This window comes from Ruegeria sp. AJ12, assembly GCF_056536245.1.
Genome location: NZ_JBQFJJ010000001.1, coordinates 1864779 through 1890469 on the forward strand (window position 1 = coordinate 1864779; position 25691 = coordinate 1890469).

Consider the following 25691-nt stretch of genomic DNA (forward strand, 5'->3'; position numbering starts at 1 on the left):
AGCATTGAGCACGCTGGTCGGGTTGGAGAAAAACCATGGCAGATATGAACAAGTCCCGCATCAGGCTCAATGGTACGCTGACCGTTCCCCGCGATAGGCTGCACGAGGTGCGCGCGGCGCTGCCTCAACATGTCGAACTGACCCACAGTGAAATCGGTTGTACTCGATAACTGTTGGGGATGACGAAACACGCTAGGCTTTCGCGTCGTTTCGGCTGCGGCATCCGAACCGATCAGTTATTTCCCGTCGATCTGGCGTTGGTAATCGTCTGCGTCGAACCAGCCGGAAGATGACCGGACCTTGTGGTCTGCGGCAAGCTCCCATTCTTCCCAGCCACGTGTCACCACGTGGTTGCCGGTTTTGGAATGGTGACCTTCCCGCGTCCAGACAAAGAGGGCGTGCGGTCCAGCCCATCGCAGCATGTCGCAGCGCAGTTCGAGGTCGGGGAAATCCGCATGAAATCCGCGCGCCATTTCAGCGATGGCGGCCTGACCCTCAAGGGGATCACCCCGGTTGATCGTCATCTGACAGTCCGGTGCAAAAAAACCGGCGACCGCGTCCGCATCCCCCGAACTCCAGGCGATGGCGTAATCACGTGCCAGATTGTTCAAAGTGTCCCGGATACTGGCCATATTCGCCCCCTTGGTCCCACATAGTCAGCGCATGGGATGGTAGGCCAAAACAATTGGTGGCGTCCACGACGCCCCCGGAAAGAGGGCGGGGACTTGCCGAATGGGCGGATTATCGCGGGATCAGATTGGTCACACCAACAGCGGCGGCCCGCGCCAGATCGATATCCAGCGACATGGGTATGTACTCGCCCCGGCGCCAAAGCTGCGCCTGATCATCGTAGTAGCGGGACAGGAAATGACCCGATTGGCCGGTGGCGGTGATGAACACCGAACTGTTGGGGTCGGCAAAGTCGTACACACCGCGATAGCCCGCACCATGCACGTTCTGGAACGGGTCCGGGCCTTCGCCCGACGTGCGGCCGCGCAACAGGGTGTTGTCGCCGCCACTGGTCGATTGGCGGATGTTGACGAAGTATCGCAGCACCGGAACCGACCCCAGAACCGGGTGGTCATGGGTGGCCTGATGGGCATCGCCCCAGCGCAGGGACTCCAATGCGCTGCCGTATCGTTCACTGATCCAGATGATCGCGTCATCCAGCGCCAGACGCGCCATCTCGGTGCAGGTTTCGACCGGCGCGCTCTGGCGCACGTCGCACCAGACCGAGGCCCCGTCGATGTCACGGTAGACACGTTCTACGAACAGCGGTTCCACGTGTTTGAACTCGCTGGCCAAGGGGCCCAGCTCGTCTGAAATCAGACGGATTTGCAGGGCGCGCAGCCACGCGGCATAGATCAGGGGTTCGGGCAGATGCTCGTTCATCTCGCCATTCCAGTCTGCCAGCAGCGACAGAGCGATCTGGCGCTGGCGTTCTGGTGTGCCCTCGGGCGCAGACGCACCGGTGAACCACAGATCGGCACCGATCAGCGGCAGCAAGGAACGGGCGGTGAAGCTGACAGTGTCCAGTTGTGCTTCGATAAAACTGTCGCGCGTGTGCACTTCGCGCGATTGCATCAGACGTTCCCAGCGGTGGACCCGCTGCGTGTCGCCCCATTCATACGAGACATGGTTGGGAAACGGGCGGTCGACAATCTTGTTGTTTGTGTTGCCCAGCACGCCGCCGACAGGTGCCACGAATTCCGGGTTGTCGGCATAGGGCAATCGGCCCAGCCAGCGGTTTTCCTGGATCCAGCCTGGGGTCGGGATGCGGCCCCTGCTTTGATTGTTGATGTCGCGCCGGGGCATGGCACCCACCAGTTTCATACCGATTGTATTCCTGTCGACCAGCGACAGATTCTGGGACGGGGCGATGTATTTTTCGGCCGCGTCGATGGCCGCGCGCACGGTGTCCGAATTCATCAACGCCATTGAGGCAGTCATCGACGTGTCCTGCGGGCTCAGCGCGGTCCATGACAGCGAGGCGACGTGGCCCGGTGGCGTGATGGTTTCCAGATCATAGTGACTGCCGGGTAGGACCGGGCCGTTTTCGGTCCAGCGCAGGGTCAGGGTAATCGGCGCTTCATCCTTGATTTCAATGATAGAAGGCCGCGACTGGAATTCCTTGTAGCCCTCGGGGGTCAGGTATTCCTCGGGGTTGTCGGGGTTCAATTGCTCGATATGCACATCCTGATCGTCCAGATACGAGGATGTCAGCCCCCATCCGAGCCGATCGCTGCGCCCGGTCATGACGGCCGGAACACCCGGTATGGTGGCGCCAATGACACCGCCCTTGGCCAGATCGAGATGCGCCAGATACCAAACGCCCGGCGCGGTAAAGCCCAGATGCGGATCGTTGGCCAGAAGCGTGCCGCCACTGGCGGACCGCGATGGTGCCGCGGTCCAAGCATTTGACGCGCCAGCCAGACCACGTTTCGGGAATGGCGACAGGGGCGTATCGGGCATGTCATGTCCCGCCGCATAGCGCGGCAGGTTCGGAAACAGTGCCGCGTATTCCGGCAGGGCGGCGATTCCCGGTCCCGGAACATCCGGCAGGATGTCGGCCAACCGCGCCGGATCGTTCAGCATCAACGAGGTCCGTGCGCGCAGAACCTCATCCTGCAGATGACCGGACAATTGCAGCCCCATCAGCTTGATCACCGCCAGACTGTCACCGGGCTGCCACGGCGACACGGGTGCGTTGAACAGGAACATCTCGGGTGCGCCACGACCCAGCGCCTCTTCGTTGATTTCCGCCAATCGCGCATTCACCCCCGCTGCATAAGCGTTCAGGGCAGCTTTGGTATAGTCGTCCTGAACGTCGACCGAGCGATGGGCCAGACCATAGAGGTCCAGCCGGCGCAGAAGCTTGTCGATGTGAACCGTGCGCGGACCGAACACCTCGGACAGCCGCCCCTGTGCCGTGCGCCGCAGCACGGTCATCTGCCAGAGGCGGTCCTGCGTGTGGGCATAGCCCAGACCAAAAAATATGTCCGGATCGTTTTCGCCCAGGATATGCGGCACGTTCGCAGTGTCGCGCACGATCTCAACCGGAGCGGTCAACCCATTGACTTCAAGCGTTTGATCGTAGTCAGGCAGGGATTGACCGGCCAGGAAATAGACCAAGCCAATAGCCGCAAGGATCAACAGGATCAGCCCCGAGGCAATACGTATCAGCCAGCGAAAAACAAGACCCATCAACGACCCGCATTTTTATTCCGTTTTCAGATGGCGCAAACCCTAGTGGAAGGCGCGACCAACCGAAAGGGGATTGGCGCAGGAACCGCAGTGGTGTGTTACGAAAAAGAAAGCCCCGCCGCAGGGATAGGTTTGCGACGGGGTGCTCTGGAGGGGGGAGTGGTGTTTCAGAATTACGGAATGATCCGTGTGTATTTGATGCCCTCGACCGTGGCGCCGATCTGCAGGCCGGCCTGTCCAAAAACGGCGGCCAGAACCGGGGTGCGCAGGGTCGTGGTGTCGGTCGACAGCTGCTCGGCCTGATCGCTGACGACGTAGCCAATGTCTGCGCCTGCCGTCCATCCACTGGACCGGCGGAAGTCGTTCAGCGCGTCTTCGGTCATGAAGAACAGGACATGCGCGTATTGCTGCGCGCCGATCTGAAGACCGGCCGTGCCTTTGACAGCGGAATAGTAGTCAACCGATGCGCCCTGAATTTGCAAGGCACCGCGCCCGTATCCGCCGCCAAACACGAACCCGGCCTCGGTGATCAGGGGCATCACCAGCATGCCATTGGCTTTGTTCGCGATTTCAACGGTGTTCGGGTACTTGCTGTACATCTCCGTAAGCGTTGCCTCGACGCGGGCGTCGATCGTTGCCGCATTGGAATTGCCGACGCCGTTGCCGCAGGCTGCGGTCACGGTCAGACCTGCCATGCCAAGGGCAAAGCCGCGACGGCTCAGTCGTGGGGAATTGGAACTGCTCATGGTTTTATGTCTCTGTGTTTGTGCCTGATGGGTCGGGTGTTCCCGATCTTATGTGCAAGAATACGCCGATTGCGTCTTCGTGTCACGGCAAAGCTGACGGGACATCCGATTCAATCGGCGAAAAGTTGCGACACTTTGGGGTTTTAGCCCTGCAGAAGCTGTGCAACCTTTGGGGCAAAGTAGGTCAGAATGCCGTCGCACCCGGCCCGTTTGAATGCCATCAGGCTTTCCAGCATGACCTTGTCGCCGTCGATCCAGCCATTTTGTGCAGCCGCCTGAATCATCGCGTATTCGCCGGACACCTGATAGGCGTAGGTCGGCGCGCCGAACGTGTCTTTGACACGGCGGCAGATGTCCAGATAGGGCATGCCGGGTTTGATCATGACCATATCGGCGCCTTCGGTCAGATCGCGTTCGACCAGGCGCAGCGCCTCATCGGAATTTGCCGGATCCATCTGGTACGTCTTCTTGTCGCCCGTCAGCGCGCCGGATGCACCGACCGCATCGCGGAACGGGCCGTAAAAGGCACTGGCGTATTTCGCGGCATAGCTGAGGATCATCACGTTGGTATGGCCGGCCTGTTCCAGTGCGCGACGCATTTCCCCGATCCGACCGTCCATCATGTCCGACGGGCCGATGATGTCCGCACCGGCATCGGCCTGCACCACGGTCATTTTAACCAGCGCCTCGATGGTCTGGTCATTCACGATCTCACCGTCAACGACATAGCCGTCATGACCATTGATGTTGTAGGGGTCCAAAGCCACATCGGTCATGACCGCAATATCCGGTGCCGCAGCCTTGATCGCCCGGATTGCCCGATTTGACAGATTGTCCGGGTTCCACGCCTCGGCACAGTCCTCTGTCTTGAGCGTCTCATCGGTGTAGGGAAAGATACAGATGGCCGGTATGCCAAGCGCCTGCGCCTCGGCTGCCGCCTTGGCGATCAGGTCCACGGATCGCCGCATCACGCCGGGCATCGAGGGTACGGGTTCTTCGACGCCTTCGCCGTCCCGCACAAAAACAGGCCAGATCAGGTCATCCGGGGTCAGCTTGTTTTCCCGGACCAGTCCCCGGATCGCATCGGTTTGACGCGCCCGCCGAAAACGGGTGAGGGGAAATGGGGCGATGGTCGGTTTCATGGCGCGTTCTCCTTGAACATTGCCGCATTGGGTGGCATGAAACTGCCAAGGTCTCAAGGGTACCAATAGACGCGCGGCTGCGATAGAACCCCCTGAGGAGTTTGAATAAAGGTTTGGGTTTGGACTGGTACTCTTCGATCTTCGAACTGATCGACATGCGCAGCTTTTCGAATCTGTGGTTCTGGATCGTGCTGGCAGTAACCTGGTCTACGGCAAGCCATTGGGTGATGGGCGTTCCCTACGATCTGGTCGTGTGCGCCCGCCGGGTCGGGGGGCAGGTCGAGACCGATCTTCTTGATATTGTGCGCATTCATTCCAACCGTATTCTCTATGTGACGGATGTGTCCGGCCCCATCATTCTGGCGCTGGGATCGTTCATTTTCACGGGCCTGGCCATGTTGGGGTTTTACTATCAGTTGGAATTTGCGCAGGCCGTGTTTCTGTTACTCTTTCCTTTGACAATCGTGATGCTGATAAACGTTGTGCATGCGCGACGCCTGAGGCAAGAGGAACTGACATTGGAACGCGTGGCCAAGACACTTTTGCGATGCCGGCTCTACACGCAGATCATCGGTATGTTTGCGATACTGGTCACCGCACTCTGGGGCATGTATCAGAACCTTTCGATTGGTGTTCTGGGATAAGACAGTCTGAAAGGCTTAAGACATGAAGGCTCCGAACCAGGTAACGGTCGGCGGCGCCCCCGAAGGGTTTGACGCACAGCTTGTCCTGAGTGAAATCGCGCGGTCCGGCGCTCCGGTGTGTCATGTGGCGCGCGACGACAAGCGTATGGAGGCAATGCGGGCCGCACTGGCATTCTTTGCCCCTGATATGCCGGTGTTTGTCTTCCCCGGCTGGGATTGTCTGCCCTATGACCGCGTGTCGCCCAACCCGGATATTGCCGCGGCACGCGTGGCAACACTCGCAGCGCTTGTTCATCAGATGCCGCAGCAATTTGTTCTGCTGACCACGTTAAATGCCGCGACCCAGAGAGTTCCTGCACGGGACATACTGCGCGAAGCGGCGTTCACTGCCCGTGTCGATCATCGCATCGACGAAAACGCCCTGCGCAGCTTTCTGGTCCGCATGGGGTTTTCGCAAAGCCCGACCGTGATGGAGCCGGGCGACTATGCCGTCCGGGGCGGCATTATCGACCTTTTCCCGCCGGGAGACTCAGGCCCCGTGCGGCTTGATCTGTTCGGAGACGTTCTGGACGGGGCACGCAGGTTCGACCCGGCGACGCAACGCACTACCGAAAAGCTGGAGGTCGTCGAACTGGCCCCGGTGTCCGAGGTCATTCTGGATGACGCGGCGATTACCCGGTTCCGGCAGAATTACCGCATCGAGTTTGGCGCGGCGGGCACGGACGATCCGCTCTACGAGGCGGTCAGCGCCGGGCGCAAGCATCAGGGGATGGAGCATTGGTTGCCGTTTTTTCATGAACAGCTTGAAACTCTGTTTGACTATCTGCCCGGTGCGACGATTTCGCTGGACGATCAGGTGACACCGGCGCGGCTCGCGCGGTGGGACAGCATCGCGGACCAGTACGAGACCCGCCGGCTGGCGCTGGAAAACCGGTCGCGTATGGACACGGTCTATAAGCCGACGCCGCCAGGATTGCTGTATCTGGATGACGCCGCCTGGACCTTGGCGGTTGGCGACCGACGTGTGATGCAATTCAGCCCGTTGCCACAGGCAAGTGGGCCGGGTGTGATTGATTCAGGCGGTCGGATTGGCCGCAACTTTGCGCCGGAGCGGCAGCAGGAAAGCATCAGTCTGTTTGGCGCACTGGCGGGCCATATCCAGGACAAGATGGACAAGGGCCCGGTTCTGATCGCGTCTTACTCCGAGGGCGCGCGCGAGCGCCTGACCGGGTTGATCGAGGACGAAGGTCTGGCCGAAGCCATTCCGGTTATCGATGGCACGCGCATCGGCAAACGCGGGCTGCATCTTGCGGTCTGGGCCCTGGAGCATGGGTTCGAAGCGCCCAACCTGACAGTGATCGCGGAACAGGATGTGCTGGGGGACCGGTTGATCCGCCAGCCCAAGAAGCGCCGCAAGGCCGAAAACTTTCTGACCGAGACCCAATCGCTGAGCCCCGGCGATCTTGTTGTGCATGTGGATCACGGCATCGGGCGTTATCGGGGCATGGAGGTCGTCACAGCCGCAGGCGCCGCGCACGAATGCCTGTTGCTGGAATATGCTGAGCAGTCAAAGCTGTATCTGCCGGTCGAGAACATAGAACTGTTGTCGAAATACGGTCACGAAGAGGGGTTGCTGGATCGTCTTGGCGGCGGGGCTTGGCAGGCCAAGAAGGCCAAGCTCAAGGAGCGCATCCGCGAGATGGCCGACCGGCTCATCCGCATCGCCGCCGAGCGCGCCTTGCGCAAGGCACCGGTTATGGACCCGCCGCCGCACGCATGGGAGGAGTTCAGCGCCCGCTTCCCGTATCAGGAAACCGACGACCAGTTGCGGGCGATTTCCGAAGTCATGGAAGACATGCATTCCGGCGCGCCGATGGATCGTCTGATCTGTGGCGACGTAGGCTTTGGCAAGACCGAGGTCGCCATGCGCGCGGCATTCGTCGCGGCCATGTCGGGCGTTCAGGTTGCCATCGTCGCGCCGACGACATTGCTGGCACGTCAGCATGCGGCCAGCTTCAAGGAACGCTTCAGAGGGTTTCCCCTGGAAGTCCGGCAGCTCTCGCGGTTCATTTCGGCCAAAGAGGCGCAACAGACCCGCGACGGGCTGGCCCGAGGCACCGTGGACATTGTCATCGGCACCCATGCGCTGCTGGCCAAGGGGATACGGTTCAACAATCTCGGCCTGTTGATCATCGACGAAGAACAGCATTTCGGGGTGGCCCATAAGGAACGACTGAAGCAGCTGCGTTCGGACGTTCATGTGTTGACCCTGACGGCAACGCCAATCCCGCGGACGCTGCAACTGAGCCTGACGGGTGTGCGCGACCTGTCGATCATCGGCACACCGCCGATCGACCGTCTGGCCATCCGGACCTATGTCAGCGAATTTGACGCCGTCACCATCCGCGAGGCGCTGCTGCGGGAACACTACCGTGGCGGACAGAGTTTCTATGTCGTCCCGCGTATCTCGGATTTGCCTGAGATTGAGGAATTCTTGAAAGGGCAACTGCCGGAACTGACCTATGTCGTGGCGCACGGCCAGATGGCGGCAGGCGCGCTGGATGATCGAATGAACGCGTTTTACGACGGGAAATACGATGTTCTGCTGGCCACAACGATTGTAGAGAGCGGGCTGGATATTCCCACGGCCAATACAATGGTCGTGCACCGCGCCGATATGTTCGGCCTCGCGCAGCTTTATCAGATTCGCGGTCGGGTTGGCCGGTCTAAGACCCGTGCCTACGCATATCTGACCACCAAGCCGCGCGCGCGTCTGACAGCCACCGCTGAAAAGCGCCTGCGCGTTCTGGGTTCTTTGGATACGCTAGGGGCCGGGTTCACTTTGGCCTCGCAGGATCTCGACATTCGCGGCGCGGGTAACCTGCTGGGCGAGGAACAATCGGGCCAGATGCGCGATGTGGGCTATGAACTCTACCAGTCGATGCTGGAAGAGGCGATTGCCAAGATCAAGGCCGGTGAGATGGAGGGGCTGTCGGATGCCGATGACCAATGGGCCCCGCAGATCAATCTGGGCGTGCCGGTATTGATCCCCGAGAACTATGTGCCTGATCTGGACGTGCGTCTGGGGCTTTATCGCCGCTTGTCCTCGCTCTCGACCAAAGTCGAGCTGGAGGGCTTTGCCGCCGAACTCATAGACCGGTTTGGCAAACTGCCGAAAGAGGTCAACACCCTGATGCTTGTCGTGCGGATCAAGGCCATGTGCAAACGCGCCGGCATTGCCAAGCTGGATGGTGGGCCCAAGGGCGCGACGATCCAGTTCCACAAGGACAAATTTGCCTCACCTGAGGGACTGGTCGAGTTCATCCAGGCCCAGCGTGGGCTGGCCAAGGTCAAGGACAACAAGATCGTTGTTCGTCGCGACTGGAAGAAAGACAGCGACAAGATCAAAGGGGCTTTTGCCATTGCGCGCGATCTGGCGGAGAAGGTTGTGGCAGAAAAGAAGAGGGCCAAAGCCTAGCTGTCCGCGTTACAGGCCAACCGGATCAGTTGGTTCTTTGACATGGCAGTTAAGCGAGCGAGAAAGGCACATGGAGTCCGACGCTGACCAAATCATTGGTGTGTATCGCCGCCATGCACAATTTTGGGCGCAGCGCAGAAATAAGAGCTTGTTTGAGCGCACGTGGCTCGACAGCTTTCTTGCGCTCATGCCTGAGGCACCAACTGTTCTGGATTTGGGATGCGGTGCAGGCGATCCGATTGCCCGGCACCTTGTTACCCATGAATGCGTTGTGACTGGCGTCGATACGTCGCCAGAGATGCTGGATCTCGCGCGTGCCGGTATGCCCATGGCGCGCTGGATAAACGCCGATATGCGCAGCCTTGAGCTGCACGAACGGTTTCAGGGTATTTTGGCATGGAACAGCTTTTTCCATCTGACCCCGGATGACCAGCGCAGGATGTTTTCGGTGTTCAGACAGCATGCCGCCAAGGGCGCGGCCCTGATGTTTACCAGCGGCCCGGCTTATGGCGAAGCAATTGGTGAACTTGAAGGCGAGGCTTTGTATCACGCAAGTCTGGATGCATCGGAATATGAGACCCTGCTGGATCAGCATGGGTTTGAACTGGTGGATCATGTCATCGAGGACCCGGATTGTCGCCAGCATACTGTCTGGCTCGCCCGTGCTGCAAAATCAGTAGGGTCTGACCTTAGTCACCGGTGACAAAGGTGCATAACTGCCAGTCACCATCTTCGGATTTCACCAGTGCAGCACGGTAGCCGACCATGGACCACAAAAAGTCGCTGTGCATATAGCCCAACATGCCATCGGTCAGGCGCACCAACTGGTATTCGGCCCCATCCTGATACTCAGGGATCAGAACGACCTCATGACTGATCAGGCCCAGAATGCCGCCACTGCGATCCGGCGCCCGGCGCAGGGTGACCTTCTCGCCGGTTACGAAATAGGCGATGAACGGATCCAGTGAGGCGGGCAGTGAGATTTGCCATTGATATGGCATCCAGAACTCGCCCTGATCGTCGAAATAGCCGGGCTGCGACACCGTCTCTTGCAACGCGGTCCAATAGGACTCGCTTGGATCAGCCTGCAGATTTTGGCGAAACTCTACCGGGCCTCCATCGCCGCCATGGCTGAGATAGATGTCGGGGCAGGCGCTGGCCAACACCGCCTCGATGTCGCGCGCCGCGATTCTGGCCAACAGGTCATCGCGAAACGCGACAAGGTTTGGGTCACGGTCAGCCTGATCCGAAGGCGGAAACGTCTGGCGATCCGCCAGAGCGGGTGTGCAGACCAGAGCGATCAGCAGACATGCCAGATGCTTCATTCGGCCGCCTTCATCGCAGCCTGAGCACAGAAGCAGGATGCCGCGACGGCTTGATCCGCGCGCGCCAGGGCCAGATCGAGGCGTTGCTTAATCTGTTTTATTTCAATGCTTTCTTTCCGTGCTTTCAGGCAATCATACAATCCCTTGAGGCTCCACACATTGTCCGGGTGGATCGACGCCCGGCTGAGTGTGCCCCCCAACCCCAGATCCTCGCGATACACGGCCTCGGCCTCGGACACGTGGCCCTGTTCGAACAGCAAGGCGCCCAAGGCGTGCCGGGTGGGTTGCATCCAGCCCCATGGTTCATCATAGGGCAGCGTATCGTCCAACTCGACCGAGCGTCGCAGATGGGCAAAGGCGATCTCGAAATTGCCTTTGCGGTACTCGATCTCGCCGCGCAGCATTTCACGCGCGATTTCAAGCAGATCGATGACGCGGTTATTGTGCAGCCTGCGCGTTTCGGGGACACATTCCTTGGCAGCGAGGAACAGGTTTTCCTCGACCTCGGCCTCAGCCACCTGATCCGTGGCGGCCAGCGCCACGGCGCGCGCGTAATGGGTGGTTGCGGTCAACGTCCTGAAAAGGTACGGGTCAGATGGCAGCTCCAGCGCCTTGGCTTCTTCCCAGCGCCCAAAGCGGATCAGGATATGCGGTCCCATCGACATGTAGCTTTCGAAGTAATCCGCCATTGGCGGGCTCTCGACGCGCAACATCTCTTCGGGCGTGGTGTCCCAAAGACCCTGATTGGCGCGCAGGGCGGGTTCGATCTGGCCCAGAAACAGCGCGCCATAGATCGTGAAATGGTAATTGTGCTGGCGATAGCCTGTGTAAATATTGAACGCGCCCTCGCGCTCGAAATACTTCAGGTCCGCCTCACACGCTTTTTCGTTCCAGTGAACGACGTTCTGGTAATGGCCGCACAACACGTCGATATGCGTCGGCATATGCACCAGATGTCCCGCATCCGGCACCAGGGTGCGTAGCACATCGCCGGCCTTGAGTGCCTTTTCCGGCGTCGGCGACATTTCCATCAGATGGACATACAGGTGCAACAGGCCCGGATGCGACATGGCGGCGGGAGTGTTCGCCATGGCCCGTTCCAGCGCGTCCTGCGCCTCGAGCGTTGCGGCCCCTTGGGCAGGTTGGCCTGATTTCAGATCCCACATTTGCCAGGGCGTCAGGTTGAGCAGCGCTTCGACATAAATGGTACGCAGGTCCAGATGCCCGGGGTGGTCTGCGAACGCCGCCCGCATGGCGTCGGCAAAGGCGTGATCCCAGCGGTGCATGTCCTCGATCGGATCGCGTTGCGGGTAGCGCGCGGGCAGGGCGCGGATCAGGGCCTGTTCGACTGCTGTGCAACCATCTGCCAACGCCAGGGCCTGTTGGGTGGCGTCATATGCCGTGGCCAGCGCTTTTTGCCGGCCCTGGGCGTCCTGCAGCGCCCAGGGCAGGTTGTAGTTCGGCCCTGCCGCGTAGGCCACACCCCAATGGGCCATGGCGCATCTCGGATCATGCTCCAGAGCACGCTGAAAACAGGCGACTGCTTCGTCGTGATTGTAGCCGTATGTCCAGTTCAGGCCCCGGTCAAACCAGAGCTGTGCATCTGGCGCAGACGTGGTGATCGGACAGGTATAGGTGCCAAGATCGTAATACGCGCTCATCGAATGGTCCCCCCGGGCTTGTCGGGCAGAGTAGCGCGATTCAGCCCTTCAGCACAATTCAGGCTGGCACTCTGTTTTCGATCCGGCCCATATGGACCATCAGCCCAAAGGCAATGATGCACATGGTCAGAATACCCATCGTCAGGGGGGCAATAGAGCCATCGAACAACAATCCGACCGGGGCCGCGATGGCTGCGGCCAGCACGGTGGAGATCGACCCGATGACGGATGCGGCCATCCCGGCGATGTGCCCCATCGGCTCCATCGCGATGGCGTTCAGGTTGCCCATCGTGACGCCGGCCATGAAAAACACCATGGTCTGCCAGAATACGAACAGGGCAAAGGATGCATTCGGTGACAGCGGCGTTGCGTTCAGGACAATGACCGTGAGCGTGATCAGAATTTGTCCACCCAAGGCCCAGGTCACCATGCGTCGCATGCCGACACGCACCACCAGTGCGGCATTCAACAGGCTGGCCGACCCGGACATCAGCGCCACAAAACCGAACCAGAACGGAAAGCTGTCGGCACGGTCGTGGATCACGTCATAGACCGGTTGCACCATGGTCAGCATGGTAAAAAGCACGCCCATACAAAGGGTCTGCACCATGATGGACAATCGAACGGTCGGGTGGGCAAACATCTCCTGAGCCGCCGCGATCATCAGCGGTATGCGGACGGGGCGGCGGTTTTCCTTGGCCAGAGATTCAGGCAGCCGGGTGCCCATCCAGATACAAACGATCAGAGCGAACAGAATGAACAGGGCAAAGATACTGCGCCAGCCGAACAGGGCGATAACGCCTGCGCCCAGCATAGGTGCGATAGCAGGGACCAGTGTGAAAATCATCATGGCGATCGAGATGATACGCGCCATCACACGGCCGGAATAGAGGTCGCGGATGACCGCCATCGCCACCACACGCGGACCCGCAGCGCCAAGGCCCTGCACCACGCGGGCCGCCAACACCAGTTCCAGCGAAGAGGAGGCCCAGGCCACGGCAGAGGCGAGGATATACAACGCCACCCCTCCGTAGATGACCGGTTTGCGCCCGAACGCATCCGAAAGAGGGCCGGTGAAGAAGGTCCCGATGCCCATCCCCAGCACAAACGACGTCAGTATCAGCTGGGCGCGGTTAATATCGTCGGGGCTCAGCTGCGCGCCGATTTCGGGCAGGGCGGGCAGCATCGAGTCGATCGAAAAGGCGATGGTGGAGAACATCATCGCGATCAACGCAATGAACTCCCCCCGGGACATGCGGTTGGCCATAAAGGTCTCCTTACCCAATCGCGCTATCACGGCGGATCAGGTTGCACCAGACCGGAAATTTGCACAGGGCTATGTGCTATTCTGCAGGGGAAGCCTCAAGTTGAGACAGGATCTCACCGATCACTTTTCCCCACATTTCAGGTGGTTGCGCACCGGGAACGGCGTGCTGGTTGGCGACGATGAAAGTTGGGACCGAGGTAATGCCCATATTGCGTGAATGGGTGTCGCGGTTGCGAATATCCTCGCGATCCGCATCGGATTTCAGCAGCTTCATGACAACGGCGGCATCCATTCCCGCGCTGTCGGCGATATCGGCCAGAACTTCCGCATCGCCAATGTCTCGCGCCTGCACGAAATAGGCGTCAAACAGCGCGTCAACGACGGCATTCTGCTTGCCTTCGATGCCGGCCCAATGGATCAGGCGGTGGGCGTCCAGAGTATTGGGTGTGCGTTTCATGCCTTCGAAATCGATCTCGAGACCTGCTTTTCCGGCATGCTCGACAACCGGGGCATAGGCGCGCACCGCGCCCTCCTTGCCGCCGAACTTTCGTTCCAGATACGCGCGGCGATCCATGCCTGCATTCGGCATGTCCGGGTTCAATTGAAATGGGTGCCACTCGATCACAAACGGATGCTCGGGCACAGCGGCCAAGGCCTTGTCCAGATGGGTTTTGCCGATATAGCACCACGGGCAGATCGGATCGGACATGATGTCCAGCTTGACGGTCTGTGTCATTCTGTTGACGCCTTGAAATAGGCCGGCAGCGCGCGGCGCAGGAGTTTACCATTGCCGCCGGTCGGCAACGCGGGCAGGTGAACGAAAGCGCGCGGTTGCTTGTAACGCGCCAGATTTGCCTCGACATAGGTGCGCAGGGCGGCATCGTCCAGTTTTTCCGGCCCGGTATAGAACGCCGCTATCACAAATGTGTCCTGTTTGACCTCGACCGCTGCGGCGCCAACCTGCGTAATTCCGGGAAACCGGGACAGGGCGGATTCGACCTCGACCGGTGAAACACGGTAACCGCCTGCATTCATCATGTCGTCGTTACGCCCGAGATAGGTGATCTGCCCATCGACGGCCATCGCGCCTTGGTCTCCGGTCAGGAACCACTCGCCCTGCATGCGCGCTGCGGCGTCGTCCGGTGCGTTGAGATAAGTCAGCATCAGACCCGGGTCGGATCGGTGAATGGCAATGGTGCCTTCCTGGCCCTGCGGGACAGGCCCCTCTGACCCCAGTATCGCCACGCAGCGACCTGGCTGCGGTTGACCCAGCGCGTCACCCCGGGCCGGGTGGGACGGGCTGGACGAGATAAAGGTCGAGCATTCCGACATCCCATAGGCTTCGTACAACTCGGTATCGGTCGCCTGATGCCATTGCTCGTGCAGCGCGCGTGACAGTTTTTCCCCGGCGCAGAGACCGTGGCGGAAGCCTGGCAACTCGATCCGATCCGCAACCTGCAGCATCCTGCGATACACCCCGGGAGCTGCGGCAAAAATCGTCGCGTGATGGCAGCGCAGCAGGGTGGGCAGGGAGGAGATGTCCGTGCCGGGCTCTGGGATCAGGGCTGTGGCACCCATGGCCCACGGATCCATCAGACCGGTGCCCAGCGTATAGGTCCAGTTGAACGCTCCGGCGTGGCACAGCCGATCTGTGTCGCGCAACCCGTACCAGCCATCGACCATCATCTGTCGCGCCCAGATGGCACGATGCGCGTGGGCCACGGCACGGGGGGTTCCGGATGTTCCGGAAGTGTAAACGACATAGGCCAACCGGTCCGGGTCGCCCATGACATAGTCTGCAGGGGGCAGATCCCGCATGGCTGCAAGATCGGCCAGTTCAATCTGCAAAGGGTGCGGGGCGCAGGCAACCGCAGGATCGCGAAGGATCGCCGCAGGTGACAGATCCGCGATCATACGCGCCGTTTCCGGTTCCGTCAGCTGCGACGATGTCGGCACGGGCACGATCCCAACCGCGATGGCGCCCAGATAGGCGATTGGAAAGTCGACCGTGTTCCCCAGCCGCATCAGCGCGATGTCACCGGGGTTCAGGCCTGCCTGCAAAAGGCCGGTTCCGGTGCCGAGGATGGCTGATTGCAGGCTTTCATAGCTGCAGTCAGACGCGCCCGTTTTGGACAGAACGGACAGAGCGGTCTTGCCCGACAACGGCTCCGCATGACGCAGAACATGTGCGGCCAGATTAAAGGGTGCGGGACAGGTCGGCGGTGGACCCTTATCGAATATCGACAACATGGCCACTGGCTATCGCGGCGCATGGCGCGTTGCAAGCCGGGCTGGCTGGCCCTATAGAAAGGCGCATGAGCACGCAAGATCCTAAGTCCCTTATCCGCATTGCACGCGACTCCGGTGATCACACCGAAGTCGAACCGCTGGACCTTGGCGTACGGGTGCGTGAATTGCGCAAAGCCCGGAACTGGACGTTGGAGCAGGCCGCCGGCCAGGCGGGTCTTGCGCGATCAACACTCAGCAAGATCGAAAACGGTCAGATGTCGCCGACCTATGATGCGCTGAAAAAGCTGGCCACGGGGCTGGAGATTTCGGTTCCGCAGCTTTTCACGCCACCGCAGCGCGATCAGGTGATCGGCCGAATGGCGATTACGCGTCTGGGTGAAGGAACGGCGCATGCCACCGCGACTTACGAGCATGAATTGCTGGCTGAAACGCTGACCAAAAAGCAGATGCTGCCCTATCGCGCCCGTGTCCGCGCCCGGTCAATGCAAGAGTTTGACGGCTGGGTGCGCCATGATGGCGAGGAATTCCTGTATGTGCTGACCGGCGTCGTGCGGCTGTATACCGAGTTTTATGAACCGGTAGAGATGCGCCGTGGCGACAGCGCCTATTACGACGGCAGCATGGGGCATAATGTGATTTCAGTCAGCGACGAGGATGCAACGATCCTTTGGGTGACGTCACTTTCGTGATCCGGCGTGGACAAGCTCCCGGTTGAGACGTTCCGTGAACAGAAAGTCCTCAACCTCTTCATGGGCCTCGTTCACGGTCAGATGGTGACGTTCGGCCAGATACGCCTCGAACCGTTTACGGTCTTTGGAAACGCGGGGCATGTCCTGATCGCGCAGGTTCGGGAAGCGACGCTTCGCACGCGCGTAGGTTGCACCCCAGTCTTGCGTCAGTTCTGTCCAGTTTAGCATCTGCGAGCATTCCTCGGTTGGGTTCAGAACTGCTCTTCCCCAACTCAGGGTACGGATCGGTTGACGCCGCGGGAGACATGACAAAATGTCGCAGGTTGTCGGGCGGGCCATAATATGGGTAGTGCCCGCTGCGGTCATCCCGCAACGGGCGAACGGACCTGCGTTTTGGAGTGAGTGGCGGCCGGTCCGTTATTCTGTCTGTCAGGCAAGTCTATCTGTCCTATGTGTCAGATTTCAAACACGATATCTGGTGAGTGGACGGGACCTGTCTGATCTGACGATACAAGGCTCAGGCGCATTCCGTAAAGTGTTATGGGCGCAGGAGGCCCAAGACCGCAAAACTTGGGACTGGTTTCGATTTGTTGGGTTCACTGGCAGGACAATGCGCGGAATATGGTGTTCTGTTTATCATGTGCCAAATCTCGCCGAAAACCAAGTGAGGCTGCACCAAACGGTGATAGTTTCCCGACCTTGTGAGGTGCGGACACCGATCCGCGTTTCGTCTTGAGCGCTGATGCAGGCCGCCGGAGCAATTCCGGCTGGCGAAAGGCTTGCGGTTGTTGTCAGCCTTCGTACCACCATACTTCGGGCATGTACTGTGGTCCGTCGCCGTAAATCGGCAAGGTCTCCGGAAACTTCAGCGCGCTGTCGTGTGCGATGCGTCCGACATCAAAGCTCCAGATCGGGATCACATAACGTCCGGCCGTCAACACCCGGTCAAGAGCGCGGGTGGCGGCGACGAAATCCTCGCGCGATTCCGACGCCAGCATCGCGTCGATCATCCCGTCCACGGCGAGCGATTGCACGCCCATGAGGTTGCGGGTTCCGGGCGTATCAGCATTTTCACTGCCCCAATAGAGGCGCTGTTCGTTGCCGGGAGACAGTGACAAGGCCCGGCGAAACGGGGTCATGTCAAAGTCCAGTTCGGATGTCCGCGATGTATATTGCGCGTCGTCTACTTTTTCGATGGTCATCTGAATGCCCAACCGCTCCAGTGCCCGGGAATAGATTTCGGCGATCGACTCGACATTCTGAACGACGTTCTGGGCACCTTGGCTGATGAGCAGAGTCATTTGGAAAGGCGCGCCCGAGGCGTTCTTCAAGATGCCGTCCTGAATGGTCCATCCGGCCTCGGCCAGCAACGCGGAAGCCTTGCGAATGTTCGAACGGTTTCGCGCCGACCCGTCACCTTCGGGCAGAACATAGCCTTCAAGGGTGCCGGGGATGAGATCGTCTGCATAAGCCTGAAGCAGATCTTCGACTCTGCCGCTGGCCGGTCCCGGCTGCATCGCCAGATCCGAGCCCGAGAAATATGACGTGATCCGGGGCTGCGCCCCGCCGGTGATTGTGTCGTTGATGAATTCGAAGTTGAACGCCAGGGTCAGCGCCTCGCGCACGCGCCAGTCGTCGAATGGCGCCTTTCGGGTGTTCATGACAAACCCGGTGATCCCGGACGGCTTGCGATGCGGGATCTCGGTTTTGATGACATCACCACGATCTATGGCCGGGAAATTGTACTGCGTATCCCATTTGTCCGCGTTGAATTCGCGGACAGCCGACAGTTCTCCGGCTTTGAACGCTTCGAACAGAACGGTTCCGTCGCCGTAGAATTCGATCCGCATGTCATCGAGGTTCATGGTCCCGCGGCGAAACGGGATATCAGCGCCCCAGTAGTCGGGATTGCGTCGCAGATTGACGTAGCGCCCGGGTTCGTAGTCGTCGATGACATAAGGCCCCGAGCCGATGGGAATGTCCTGAATTTGGGCGTCGGCAAAGTCTTTACCCTCCCACTGCGCCTTTTGCAGGATCGGACGCAGACCGGCGATCAGGGCGAGTTCGCGGTCGGGCTCGTTGAAGGTGATCCGGACAGAGCGCGGGCCGGTCTGTTCGATGCTGTCGATCTTTCCCCAAAGACCGCGATAGCGCAGGTGCCCCTGGGTGCCGAGGGTTTCATAGGACCAGATCACATCGTCCACGGTGACCGGCGCGCCGTCGGAAAACCGGGCGTTCTCGTGCAGCGTGAACTCGACCCAGGATCGGTCGGACGCGGTCTCAACTGATTCGGCTAACAACCCGTAAAGCGTGAAAGGTTCGTCCCAGGACCGGCCCATCAGGCTTTCATGGGTCCAAAACCGCAATTGCCAGGGTGACGTGCCTTTTTGCAAAAACGGGTTCAAGCTGTTAAAGCCGCCGGTATTTCCAAACACGACCTTCCCGCCTTTGGGGGCATCCGGATTTGCATACGGCAGAGACACAAAATCCGGTGGTAGGGCCGGGTCGCCATACATAGCTATGCCATGGGACGAATCTGCATGGGCAAAAGAGGCCGCAAAAATGCCGGCGATTCCCGCCACAAGAGGGCGAAGCGGTCGTAGAATATCCTGGCTCATTTTGGAAACAATCCTGCTCTGGCCTTATTTTGTTGGGATTCACCGTACCGATGATTTTTCTTATTATCAAACTTTTAGCTTGGACGAAGGCGCGGAATTGCTTATAAAGGATGCACTGCTCGATAGGTTTCTTGCCTGTATGAAACCTGCCTCAATAACTTAACGCCCGCTTCGTGCGGGCGTTTTTTTTGGCCTGATTCTCTGGTTTCAGCCTGCGGCAGTGCTCCGGATGTTTCCCCGTTTTCTTTGCAGGTGCAGCATGGCACTCTGTGCAAAATCTGACTCAGTGGGAGAGCGGCCATGAGCCTGTCTGGAAAAACGGCAATCATCACGGGATCGAATTCGGGGATCGGGCTGGGCGTCGTGCGCGAACTGGCCAAAGCCGGCGCTGATGTGGTTCTAAACTCGTTCACGGATCGCGAGGAAGATCACGCGTTGGCCGCCGAGATCGCCCAAGAGACCGGCACGAACGCACGCTACATCAAGGCGGACATGTCCAAAGGTGACGAGTGCCGGGCCCTGATCGAGCAGGCCGGGGCCTGCGACATTCTGGTGAACAACGCAGGTATTCAGCACGTGTCGCCGATCGACCAGTTCCCGGTGGACAAATGGAACGCGATCATCGCGATCAACATGAACTCGGCCTTTCACACGACCGCAGCGGCGCTACCTTTGATGCGCGCTGCAGGCTGGGGCCGGATCGTCAACGTTGCCTCGGCGCATGGATTGACGGCGTCACCGTTCAAAACGGCCTATGTGGCGGCCAAGCACGGGGTGGTTGGGATGACCAAGTCCGTGGCGCTAGAAACCGCCCAAGAACCGATCACCTGCAACGCGATCTGCCCGGGTTACGTCCTAACGCCGCTGGTCGAAGCGCAAATCCCGGACACCATGAAGGAATACGGCATGAGCCGCGAGGACGTGATCAGGAACGTCATGCTCGAACGTCAGCCGTCGAAAGAATTTGCCACCGTCGAACAGCTGGGGGGAACAACCGTGTTCCTGTGTTCGGATGCGGCGGCTCAGATTACAGGCACCACGATTTCGGTGGATGGCGGGTGGACCGCGCTGTGACATTTGACCGGGATACCGCACCTGCGTCCATTGAGCATCCAGAAACCAATAAAGAGGTGAGGTTGTGAAACGGATCAATCTGGCTCTGCAGGGCGGCGGGGCGCATGGTGCCTTTACCTGGGGCGTGCTTGATCGGTTGCTGGACGAAGAAGACATCGAAGTGGCCGCCATCACCGGAACATCTGCAGGCGCTTTGAACGGTGCGGCCTTCAAATCCGGCATGGTCCATGCGGGGCGCGAGGGCGCGCGAGAAAACCTTGATGCGCTATGGAAGCGGATGGGGGCGGTCAGCGACATGCGTGTTGCTCACTGGTTCCGCGGGCTGGAACCCTCTCAGATTGCGCAGGCGATGGAATATTCTCTGCCGTTCTCCATCGGGGATGCGTGGTCGCGGATGGTGTCGCCTTATGCCTACGGACCCTTTTACACCAATCCGCTGGAATCGGTGGTCGAGAGGTTCAACTTCAACGAGATTTGCGCCGATCAGGGGCCGCAGCTGTTTGTCTGCGCGACCTGCGTGCGCAGTGGCAAGATTCGGGTCTTTACAGGCGATGAGGTCTCGACCGATGCGATACTGGCCTCGGCCTGTCTGCCGACCCTGTTCAAGGCCGTTGAGATTTACGATCCGGAAACCGAACGGGTCGAGGCCTATTGGGATGGCGGCTATACCGGCAATCCGGCGCTGTATCCTCTGTTCAACAAAGATCTGCCGGAAGATGTGGTGATCGTAAATATCAATCCGCTGGAACGGGAGGAGATCCCGGTAACCCCACAGCAAATTCAGAACCGGATCAACGAGATCAGCTTTAACTCATCCCTGTTTCGCGAGTTGCGCGCGATCAGTTTTGTCCAGAGATTGCTGAAGGAGGGCAAGCTGAAGTCGGGTGAGATGAGCCGCGTTCTGGTTCACATGATCGCGGATAATGACCTTATGAACAGCCTGTCGGTTGCGACCAAGACCGTCCCCAATCCCGTGATCCTGCACAAGCTCAAGAAGGCTGGTCGCGATGCTGCGGATGGGTTTCTGGCCCGGCACAAGGATGACCTGGGTCAGCACAGTACCGTTGATCTGCCTGCGATGTTCGGGTGATCACTCTGGCGGCTGGGTCGGGTCTTTTTCGTTCGGATAAACGAGCCCCGCCGAGATAACCAGCTTGGCGGCCTCTTCGATCGACATGTCCAGCAGGATCACGTCCTCGGCCGGGAAGAACAACAGAAAACCCGACGTCGGGTTGGGCGTTGTCGGCACAAAGACACTGTAAAGCTCGCCGCCCGTTTCCGCCTTTTGACTGACTTCGCCCCTTGCGGTTGTGGAGACAAAGCCGATCGCCCAGATACCCCGGCGCGGATATTGAATGAGACAGGCTTTTTCGAAGGAGCGTTCGGTCTGGGCAAAGACCGTTTCCGAAATCTGCTTGATGCCGGAATAGACCGACCGGACCACGGGCATCCGGTCGACAAGGCTTTCGGTGAAAGAGATGAACGACCGGCCCAGAATACCCTTGGCGATCCAGCCGACGATGATGGTGAACACCAGAAAGATGATGACGCCAACGCCGCGCAGGTTGATGCCGACATATTGCTCGGGCTGGAACTGCTGCGGCACCAGCGGCAGCACCGCGCTGTCGATCCATCCCACCACGGACCAGATCAGCCAGACGGTCAGCCAGACTGGCGCGATGACCACGATCCCCGTCAGAAAGGACGCACGCAGCCTTGAAAACAGGCCAGGGCGGCGGTGTGGCTCTTCGTCAAAGGGTGTATTCATCGCGGTTCCGAGTGACTTCGGGATTTAGTTAAGCAGTCCGGGGCTTTGAAACAATAGGGTAGTGTCACCTGCCATCGGCCAGAGCTTTGGCGATTTCTGCGGCCAGTCGCGCGTTGTTGCGCACCAAAGCGATGTTGGCGGTCAGTGAGCGGCCCTGGGTTTTCTCGAATATGCGCTGCAACAGATAGGGCGTGACCGCCTTGCCGGTGATCCGGTGCGCGGTTGCGTCCTGTTGAGCCGCCGCGATGATCGGGGCCAGTTCTTCTGCGGCGATCTGATCGGCGGCAGGAATGGGGTTTGCGACCAGTTGACCGCCGGGCAGGCCTAGCGCGCGCCGGGTCGCGTGGGCCTTGGCGATGTCGCTGGCACTGTCCATACGCAGCGGCGCGTCATATGGGGATTTGGCGGACCAGAAGGCCGGAAACGCGTCTTGCCCATATGAAATGACGGGGACGCCCAGTGTTTCCAGAACCTCGAGTGTTTTGGCGAGATCAAGGATGGCCTTGGCCCCGGCGGCGACCACCGTGACCGGGGTTTGTCCCAGTTCGTGCAGGTCGGCGGAGATGTCGAACGAGGTTTCCGCGCCCTGATGCACGCCACCGATCCCGCCGGTCGCAAACACCTCGATGCCTGCATAATGGGCGGCGATCATTGTCGCGGCGACAGTTGTCGCTCCGGTGCCGCCGGTCGACATGCAGGCGGCCATGTCGGCGCGCGAGATTTTCGCAACCCCCTTTGCCTGACCCAGATCCTGCAACTGGTCCGGCTCGAGACCCACATGCAATTTGCCTTTGATGACGGCCATGGTTGCCGGAACTGCGCCTGCGTCACGGATATCCTGTTCAACCTGTGCCGCCACCTCGATGTTTTGCGGGTACGGCATGCCATGGGTGATTATGGTGCTTTCCAGAGCAACGATGGGTCTGTCCGCTTTTTTTGCGGCGCGTATCTCGGCGGAATATTGGATGTCGATCACAGGGGTGTTTCTCCGGAAACATAAGTTGCTGCGGCGTGCAGGGCCCGCGTCAGGGCTTCTTCGCTATCGGCCCCATTGGCCTCAGAGGCGATATGGGCGGCCATGAATGTGTCGCCCGCACCTGTCACACGTGTGACGAGAACGGACGGCGGTGTCTGGGTCAGGATACCGGCCTCCGAGCCGACGGTGGCAGAGTTTCCGCCATCGGTGACCAGAACCCGCAATGCGCCACGGTCCAGCAAGCCCTTGGCCGCGCTATCGGAATCGGTGAATTCACGCTGGCACAAAAGACCCGCTTCTTCGAGGTTGACATACAGCGTGGCACGCGCGTGTTTCAGAAACGGCAAAAGGCGCTCGGCCTTGCCGGGCGAAGCGGGCGCAACACGCAGGTCGGCGCGCGCGAAGGCCGGGCTTTGCGCAATCTCTTCCAGAAGCTCCAGTGTCAGGTTGCCATCCAGAGCTATAGGGCCGTCGAACGGTGTGTTTTCATACCCCAGCGGCCCATGCATCAGCGGACGCAGGATTTTCGCACCGGCCGCTTCCAGCGAGTGGGCATCCGCGATGGCGGCGATCAGGCCGTTGGCCCCTTCGACCGCCATGTAGCGGTCGGTTGGTAAGTCCTGCGACCGGTAGATGTGATCCGTTACCATTCCAAGGCGCGCGCAGGCGTGGATCAGTTCATCCCCTTCCGGGTCGCGGCCAATGGCAGTCAGCAGCGTTGGGGTCATGCCGAACCGCACCAGGGTCATCGCGATGTTAAACACAACGCCACCGGGCAGGCGCGTGATCCGCCCGGGCACATCCGACCCCTGTCGCATCGCGCTTGCGGAGCGCCCGATCACATCCCAGAGAACCGAACCGATGCACAGGATTTCACTGTTTTGAGTCATGATGCTGTCATGCCGGAGCCCGGGTGGCCGTGCAACCCAGAACAGGCCCGCCGTCCGAGATTCCCGGCGGCGTCCTGCCTGTGGGGCTCTTTGGCCTTGCTATCCTTGGGAATCGACAAGACACTCCTCGGGAAGGTTTGGTGTATTGGTTTTGGAGCATTCCTGATGAGTGCTGGGTTTTTCTCTGCCCTCGCTCTTCGCGTTCGGGTTTTCGTGCTGGCGGTTTTGGTAGCCGGGGGCGTTCTGTCGAAGGACGGCGTCGCCCAGTCACCGTCGCCCACAATCATCGATTTTTGGACCAAGTCCGACACGCTGTTTCTGGAAATCAGCCTGAATGCCGAGGCCTTTGTCGCGGGTCTCGACCCGGCAACCGATCCTGAGTCCCTGAGTACTGCACAATACCGGAAACTGCGAGCGACGGTGTCATCGGAACTGGAACCGGAGGTCAAGGCTTTCACCGCAAACTGGATGCAGACCCTTCGGGTCGAGGTCGGTGAACCCATCGTGCTGGATTACGAAGGCGTGAGCATTCCCGCTGTTGGCGATCTGGAAACGGTGCGTGTCTCACGGCTGTTGCTGACGGGGCCATTGCCGGATGGCGCGTCCGGTCTGCGCCTGACTTGGCCAATTGGGAGCGGGCCTGTTGTCCTCAAACAGCAGAATGTCGCGGCCCCCTATACCGGGTATCTTGAGGCCGGCGAAACGAGCCCGCTGATCCCGCTGCAAGGTGGCGCATCCCTGACAACCCAGCAGACCCTGCAGGCTTATTTCGTCAAAGGGGCCGCCCGGGTGCCTGCGGCCGGGTACATGCAGGGTCTGTTTGTCCTTGCCCTCGTGTTCCTGTCGCTGAACCCGCGTTTTGTTTTCGCGCAGATGCTGTTCTTTTCCCTTGGCTTTGTGATCGGTCTGGGCGGTGGGCTGCTCAATTGGATTGACGTGCCGTCCTCAATCGCGGTGCAGGCAACCAGCGTTGCGATTGTCGTTGTGTCGCTTTGGAACCTGATCCTCCGACGGCTTCACGTCTGGCGTCTGCTGGTGGGTCTTGCCGTTGGGCTGCTTCAGGGAATCATCCTGTCCGCCGTTTTGGACGGTATTGGTGTGCCACCAGACCACATCGCGCCCGCCATATTTGGGTTCGGGGCAGGGGTTTTGCTGGCGCTTTGGGGTATTGCGGCAGCTGCGTTTGGTATTGGTGCCGTGATCTCTGGTCGGTCAGAACGTCTGCGCGACCGGGTATCCGCCGTGGCCTCGATCCTTATTGCTGCCGCCGGTGTCTATCTGATTGTCGAGCCATTGCTGGTGGCCTGATCCATTGCGGCTTGCAGGCCCTTCAGTGCCTCCAGAGGGTCCTCAGTGGACCAGATCTCGTCCCCGATGCCAAAGAAATCCGTGTAGGGTGTCAGGTCCCGGATCAAGTCCGGAGTCAGACCGCCTTCGGCCACGACCGGGACCTCGATCATTTCGGACCACCACTGAAACAGATCGCGTTCTGCGCGTGTCCCGTCCCCAAGGCTGTCGCTGCCGACCGGTCCAAAGGCGACATAGTCCGCACCGGCTTCGCCTGCGGTCATGCCGTCATGGCTGGACGCTCGGCAAAAGCTGCCGACGATGGCGTCCGCGCCCAATTCCTTGCGCGCCGAACGCACCGAACGGGCCCCGTCGTCCAGATGCACGCCATCCAGACCCAATCGTTGCGCCAGTGGCACGTGGTTTGAGATCACCAATGCCACGTCGCGCGCATGGGCAACCTCGCGACATGTATCAGCGGCGTGGGCAATGGCGTCTTGGTCACCCCCCGCCAGTGCCAACCGGATACAGGCGATCTCGACGCCGTCCAGCACGCGGGCCAACTGATCGGGAAAGGTCTCCGGCGCAATGGACGGCGGTGTGATCAGATAAATCTGCGGCTGCTCGGGGGTGTCCATTCACGCGTCCTTCGGCTTGGTCTTTGGCGCGGTT

24 protein-coding genes are annotated in these 25691 nt (G+C 60.0%); 9 read left to right on the plus strand and 15 right to left on the minus strand.

Features of this window, described 5'->3' with window-relative positions:
• Positions 1–35: 35 nt before the first annotated feature.
• The gene (locus ACR3E0_RS09470; RefSeq protein WP_480478396.1) at positions 36–170 is read left to right on the plus strand and encodes a hypothetical protein; all 135 of its coding nucleotides are present in this window, start codon (positions 36–38) and stop codon (positions 168–170) included.
• 66 nt (positions 171–236) lie between these two features.
• On the opposite strand, the gene ACR3E0_RS09475 is transcribed toward ACR3E0_RS09470, so the two are convergent.
• The 4 genes from ACR3E0_RS09475 to hemB all read right to left on the minus strand — a co-directional run bounded on the left by ACR3E0_RS09475 (position 237) and on the right by hemB (position 5092).
• Entirely contained in the window at positions 237–632 is a 396-nt protein-coding gene (locus ACR3E0_RS09475; protein WP_480478398.1) for an SgcJ/EcaC family oxidoreductase, read from the minus strand.
• A gap of 109 nt (positions 633–741) precedes the next feature.
• Positions 742–3204, minus strand: a complete 2463-nt coding sequence (locus ACR3E0_RS09480; RefSeq protein WP_480478400.1) for a penicillin acylase family protein — start codon at positions 3202–3204, stop codon at positions 742–744.
• 173 nt (positions 3205–3377) lie between these two features.
• Positions 3378–3950: a lipid-binding SYLF domain-containing protein gene (locus ACR3E0_RS09485; protein WP_480478402.1), complete on the minus strand. Its 573-nt coding sequence runs from the start codon at positions 3948–3950 to the stop codon at positions 3378–3380.
• A 143-nt stretch (positions 3951–4093) separates the two neighbouring features.
• Positions 4094–5092, minus strand: a complete 999-nt coding sequence (hemB, locus tag ACR3E0_RS09490; protein WP_480478404.1) for a porphobilinogen synthase — start codon at positions 5090–5092, stop codon at positions 4094–4096.
• Positions 5093–5211: 119 nt separating this feature from the next.
• On the opposite strand from hemB, the gene ACR3E0_RS09495 reads away from it, so the two are divergent.
• The 3 genes from ACR3E0_RS09495 (at position 5212) to ACR3E0_RS09505 (ending at position 9917) form a co-directional block, all read left to right on the plus strand.
• Positions 5212–5736 (plus strand): component of SufBCD complex, encoded by a 525-nt coding sequence (locus tag ACR3E0_RS09495; RefSeq protein WP_480478406.1) that lies wholly within the window; start codon positions 5212–5214, stop codon positions 5734–5736.
• A gap of 22 nt (positions 5737–5758) precedes the next feature.
• The gene (gene mfd / locus ACR3E0_RS09500) at positions 5759–9214 is read left to right on the plus strand and encodes a transcription-repair coupling factor (protein ID WP_480478408.1); all 3456 of its coding nucleotides are present in this window, start codon (positions 5759–5761) and stop codon (positions 9212–9214) included.
• A gap of 70 nt (positions 9215–9284) precedes the next feature.
• A complete protein-coding gene (locus ACR3E0_RS09505; RefSeq protein ID WP_480478410.1) occupies positions 9285–9917 on the plus strand; it encodes a class I SAM-dependent methyltransferase in 633 nt (210 codons plus the stop codon).
• On the opposite strand, the gene ACR3E0_RS09510 is transcribed toward ACR3E0_RS09505, so the two are convergent.
• The 5 genes from ACR3E0_RS09510 to ACR3E0_RS09530 form a co-directional block, all read right to left on the minus strand.
• A complete protein-coding gene (locus tag ACR3E0_RS09510; RefSeq protein WP_480478412.1) occupies positions 9904–10539 on the minus strand; it encodes an SH3 domain-containing protein in 636 nt (211 codons plus the stop codon). The genes ACR3E0_RS09505 and ACR3E0_RS09510 overlap by 14 nt on opposite strands.
• Positions 10536–12200: a hypothetical protein gene (locus ACR3E0_RS09515; RefSeq protein WP_480478414.1), complete on the minus strand. Its 1665-nt coding sequence runs from the start codon at positions 12198–12200 to the stop codon at positions 10536–10538. Before ACR3E0_RS09515 ends, ACR3E0_RS09510 begins: the two co-directional genes overlap by 4 nt.
• Positions 12201–12258: 58 nt before the next feature.
• A complete protein-coding gene (locus tag ACR3E0_RS09520) occupies positions 12259–13467 on the minus strand; it encodes a multidrug effflux MFS transporter (protein WP_480478416.1) in 1209 nt (402 codons plus the stop codon).
• Positions 13468–13543: 76 nt separating this feature from the next.
• Positions 13544–14203 (minus strand): DsbA family oxidoreductase, encoded by a 660-nt coding sequence (locus tag ACR3E0_RS09525; RefSeq protein ID WP_480478418.1) that lies wholly within the window; start codon positions 14201–14203, stop codon positions 13544–13546.
• Complete coding sequence (locus ACR3E0_RS09530; protein ID WP_480478420.1) at positions 14200–15717, minus strand: class I adenylate-forming enzyme family protein; 1518 nt, start codon at positions 15715–15717, stop codon at positions 14200–14202. The genes ACR3E0_RS09525 and ACR3E0_RS09530 overlap by 4 nt, the downstream gene beginning before the upstream one ends.
• 65 nt (positions 15718–15782) lie before the next feature.
• On the opposite strand from ACR3E0_RS09530, the gene ACR3E0_RS09535 reads away from it, so the two are divergent.
• A complete protein-coding gene (locus ACR3E0_RS09535) occupies positions 15783–16406 on the plus strand; it encodes a helix-turn-helix domain-containing protein (RefSeq protein WP_480478421.1) in 624 nt (207 codons plus the stop codon).
• Here ACR3E0_RS09535 and ACR3E0_RS09540 read toward each other — a convergent pair.
• Both ACR3E0_RS09540 and ACR3E0_RS09545 read right to left on the minus strand, forming a co-directional pair.
• Positions 16395–16634, minus strand: a complete 240-nt coding sequence (locus ACR3E0_RS09540) for a hypothetical protein (RefSeq protein WP_480478423.1) — start codon at positions 16632–16634, stop codon at positions 16395–16397. The genes ACR3E0_RS09535 and ACR3E0_RS09540 overlap by 12 nt on opposite strands.
• Positions 16635–17197: 563 nt before the next feature.
• Complete coding sequence (locus tag ACR3E0_RS09545) at positions 17198–19024, minus strand: extracellular solute-binding protein (protein WP_480478425.1); 1827 nt, start codon at positions 19022–19024, stop codon at positions 17198–17200.
• On the opposite strand from ACR3E0_RS09545, the gene ACR3E0_RS09550 reads away from it, so the two are divergent.
• The 3 genes from ACR3E0_RS09550 (at position 18927) to ACR3E0_RS09560 (ending at position 21188) form a co-directional block, all read left to right on the plus strand.
• The gene (locus ACR3E0_RS09550) at positions 18927–19187 is read left to right on the plus strand and encodes a hypothetical protein (protein ID WP_480481104.1); all 261 of its coding nucleotides are present in this window, start codon (positions 18927–18929) and stop codon (positions 19185–19187) included. The genes ACR3E0_RS09545 and ACR3E0_RS09550 overlap by 98 nt on opposite strands.
• Positions 19188–19324: 137 nt before the next feature.
• Complete coding sequence (locus ACR3E0_RS09555) at positions 19325–20098, plus strand: 3-hydroxybutyrate dehydrogenase (RefSeq protein WP_480478427.1); 774 nt, start codon at positions 19325–19327, stop codon at positions 20096–20098.
• A 64-nt stretch (positions 20099–20162) separates the two neighbouring features.
• The gene (locus ACR3E0_RS09560; RefSeq protein ID WP_480478429.1) at positions 20163–21188 is read left to right on the plus strand and encodes a patatin-like phospholipase family protein; all 1026 of its coding nucleotides are present in this window, start codon (positions 20163–20165) and stop codon (positions 21186–21188) included.
• Here the strand turns inward: ACR3E0_RS09560 and ACR3E0_RS09565 are convergent, their stop codons facing one another.
• From ACR3E0_RS09565 to ACR3E0_RS09575, 3 genes are all read right to left on the minus strand, one after another.
• A complete protein-coding gene (locus ACR3E0_RS09565) occupies positions 21189–21866 on the minus strand; it encodes a DUF502 domain-containing protein (RefSeq protein ID WP_480478431.1) in 678 nt (225 codons plus the stop codon). It abuts the gene before it with no gap.
• A 64-nt stretch (positions 21867–21930) separates the two neighbouring features.
• Positions 21931–22842, minus strand: coding sequence for a pseudouridine-5'-phosphate glycosidase (locus ACR3E0_RS09570; protein WP_480478433.1), 912 nt, complete (start codon positions 22840–22842; stop codon positions 21931–21933).
• Positions 22839–23732: a PfkB family carbohydrate kinase gene (locus ACR3E0_RS09575; protein ID WP_480478435.1), complete on the minus strand. Its 894-nt coding sequence runs from the start codon at positions 23730–23732 to the stop codon at positions 22839–22841. Before ACR3E0_RS09575 ends, ACR3E0_RS09570 begins: the two co-directional genes overlap by 4 nt.
• 165 nt (positions 23733–23897) lie before the next feature.
• Here ACR3E0_RS09575 and ACR3E0_RS09580 point away from each other — a divergent pair, with 165 nt between their 5' ends.
• Positions 23898–25040: a HupE/UreJ family protein gene (locus tag ACR3E0_RS09580; RefSeq protein ID WP_480478437.1), complete on the plus strand. Its 1143-nt coding sequence runs from the start codon at positions 23898–23900 to the stop codon at positions 25038–25040.
• Here ACR3E0_RS09580 and ACR3E0_RS09585 read toward each other — a convergent pair.
• On the minus strand, positions 25007–25657 hold the full coding sequence (locus ACR3E0_RS09585) for a thiamine phosphate synthase (RefSeq protein WP_480478439.1): 651 nt from the start codon (positions 25655–25657) through the stop codon (positions 25007–25009). The genes ACR3E0_RS09580 and ACR3E0_RS09585 overlap by 34 nt on opposite strands.
• Positions 25658–25691 lie beyond the last annotated feature (34 nt).

What these genes read in the sequence shown, in the direction of transcription:
- ACR3E0_RS09470 (WP_480478396.1), top strand. Translation starts at nt 36, where the DNA reads ATGGCAGATATGAACAAGTCCCGCATCAGGCTCAATGGTACGCTGACC.
- ACR3E0_RS09475 (WP_480478398.1), bottom strand. Translation starts at nt 632, where the DNA reads ATGGCCAGTATCCGGGACACTTTGAACAATCTGGCACGTGATTACGCC.
- ACR3E0_RS09480 (WP_480478400.1), bottom strand. Translation starts at nt 3,204, where the DNA reads ATGGGTCTTGTTTTTCGCTGGCTGATACGTATTGCCTCGGGGCTGATC.
- ACR3E0_RS09485 (WP_480478402.1), bottom strand. Translation starts at nt 3,950, where the DNA reads ATGAGCAGTTCCAATTCCCCACGACTGAGCCGTCGCGGCTTTGCCCTT.
- hemB (WP_480478404.1), bottom strand. Translation starts at nt 5,092, where the DNA reads ATGAAACCGACCATCGCCCCATTTCCCCTCACCCGTTTTCGGCGGGCG.
- mfd (WP_480478408.1), top strand. Translation starts at nt 5,759, where the DNA reads ATGAAGGCTCCGAACCAGGTAACGGTCGGCGGCGCCCCCGAAGGGTTT.
- ACR3E0_RS09505 (WP_480478410.1), top strand. Translation starts at nt 9,285, where the DNA reads ATGGAGTCCGACGCTGACCAAATCATTGGTGTGTATCGCCGCCATGCA.
- ACR3E0_RS09510 (WP_480478412.1), bottom strand. Translation starts at nt 10,539, where the DNA reads ATGAAGCATCTGGCATGTCTGCTGATCGCTCTGGTCTGCACACCCGCT.
- ACR3E0_RS09515 (WP_480478414.1), bottom strand. Translation starts at nt 12,200, where the DNA reads ATGAGCGCGTATTACGATCTTGGCACCTATACCTGTCCGATCACCACG.
- ACR3E0_RS09520 (WP_480478416.1), bottom strand. Translation starts at nt 13,467, where the DNA reads ATGGCCAACCGCATGTCCCGGGGGGAGTTCATTGCGTTGATCGCGATG.
- ACR3E0_RS09525 (WP_480478418.1), bottom strand. Translation starts at nt 14,203, where the DNA reads ATGACACAGACCGTCAAGCTGGACATCATGTCCGATCCGATCTGCCCG.
- ACR3E0_RS09530 (WP_480478420.1), bottom strand. Translation starts at nt 15,717, where the DNA reads ATGTTGTCGATATTCGATAAGGGTCCACCGCCGACCTGTCCCGCACCC.
- ACR3E0_RS09535 (WP_480478421.1), top strand. Translation starts at nt 15,783, where the DNA reads ATGAGCACGCAAGATCCTAAGTCCCTTATCCGCATTGCACGCGACTCC.
- ACR3E0_RS09540 (WP_480478423.1), bottom strand. Translation starts at nt 16,634, where the DNA reads ATGCTAAACTGGACAGAACTGACGCAAGACTGGGGTGCAACCTACGCG.
- ACR3E0_RS09550 (WP_480481104.1), top strand. Translation starts at nt 18,927, where the DNA reads ATGCCATGGGACGAATCTGCATGGGCAAAAGAGGCCGCAAAAATGCCG.
- ACR3E0_RS09545 (WP_480478425.1), bottom strand. Translation starts at nt 19,024, where the DNA reads ATGAGCCAGGATATTCTACGACCGCTTCGCCCTCTTGTGGCGGGAATC.
- ACR3E0_RS09555 (WP_480478427.1), top strand. Translation starts at nt 19,325, where the DNA reads ATGAGCCTGTCTGGAAAAACGGCAATCATCACGGGATCGAATTCGGGG.
- ACR3E0_RS09565 (WP_480478431.1), bottom strand. Translation starts at nt 21,866, where the DNA reads ATGAATACACCCTTTGACGAAGAGCCACACCGCCGCCCTGGCCTGTTT.
- ACR3E0_RS09575 (WP_480478435.1), bottom strand. Translation starts at nt 23,732, where the DNA reads ATGACTCAAAACAGTGAAATCCTGTGCATCGGTTCGGTTCTCTGGGAT.
- ACR3E0_RS09580 (WP_480478437.1), top strand. Translation starts at nt 23,898, where the DNA reads ATGAGTGCTGGGTTTTTCTCTGCCCTCGCTCTTCGCGTTCGGGTTTTC.
- ACR3E0_RS09585 (WP_480478439.1), bottom strand. Translation starts at nt 25,657, where the DNA reads ATGGACACCCCCGAGCAGCCGCAGATTTATCTGATCACACCGCCGTCC.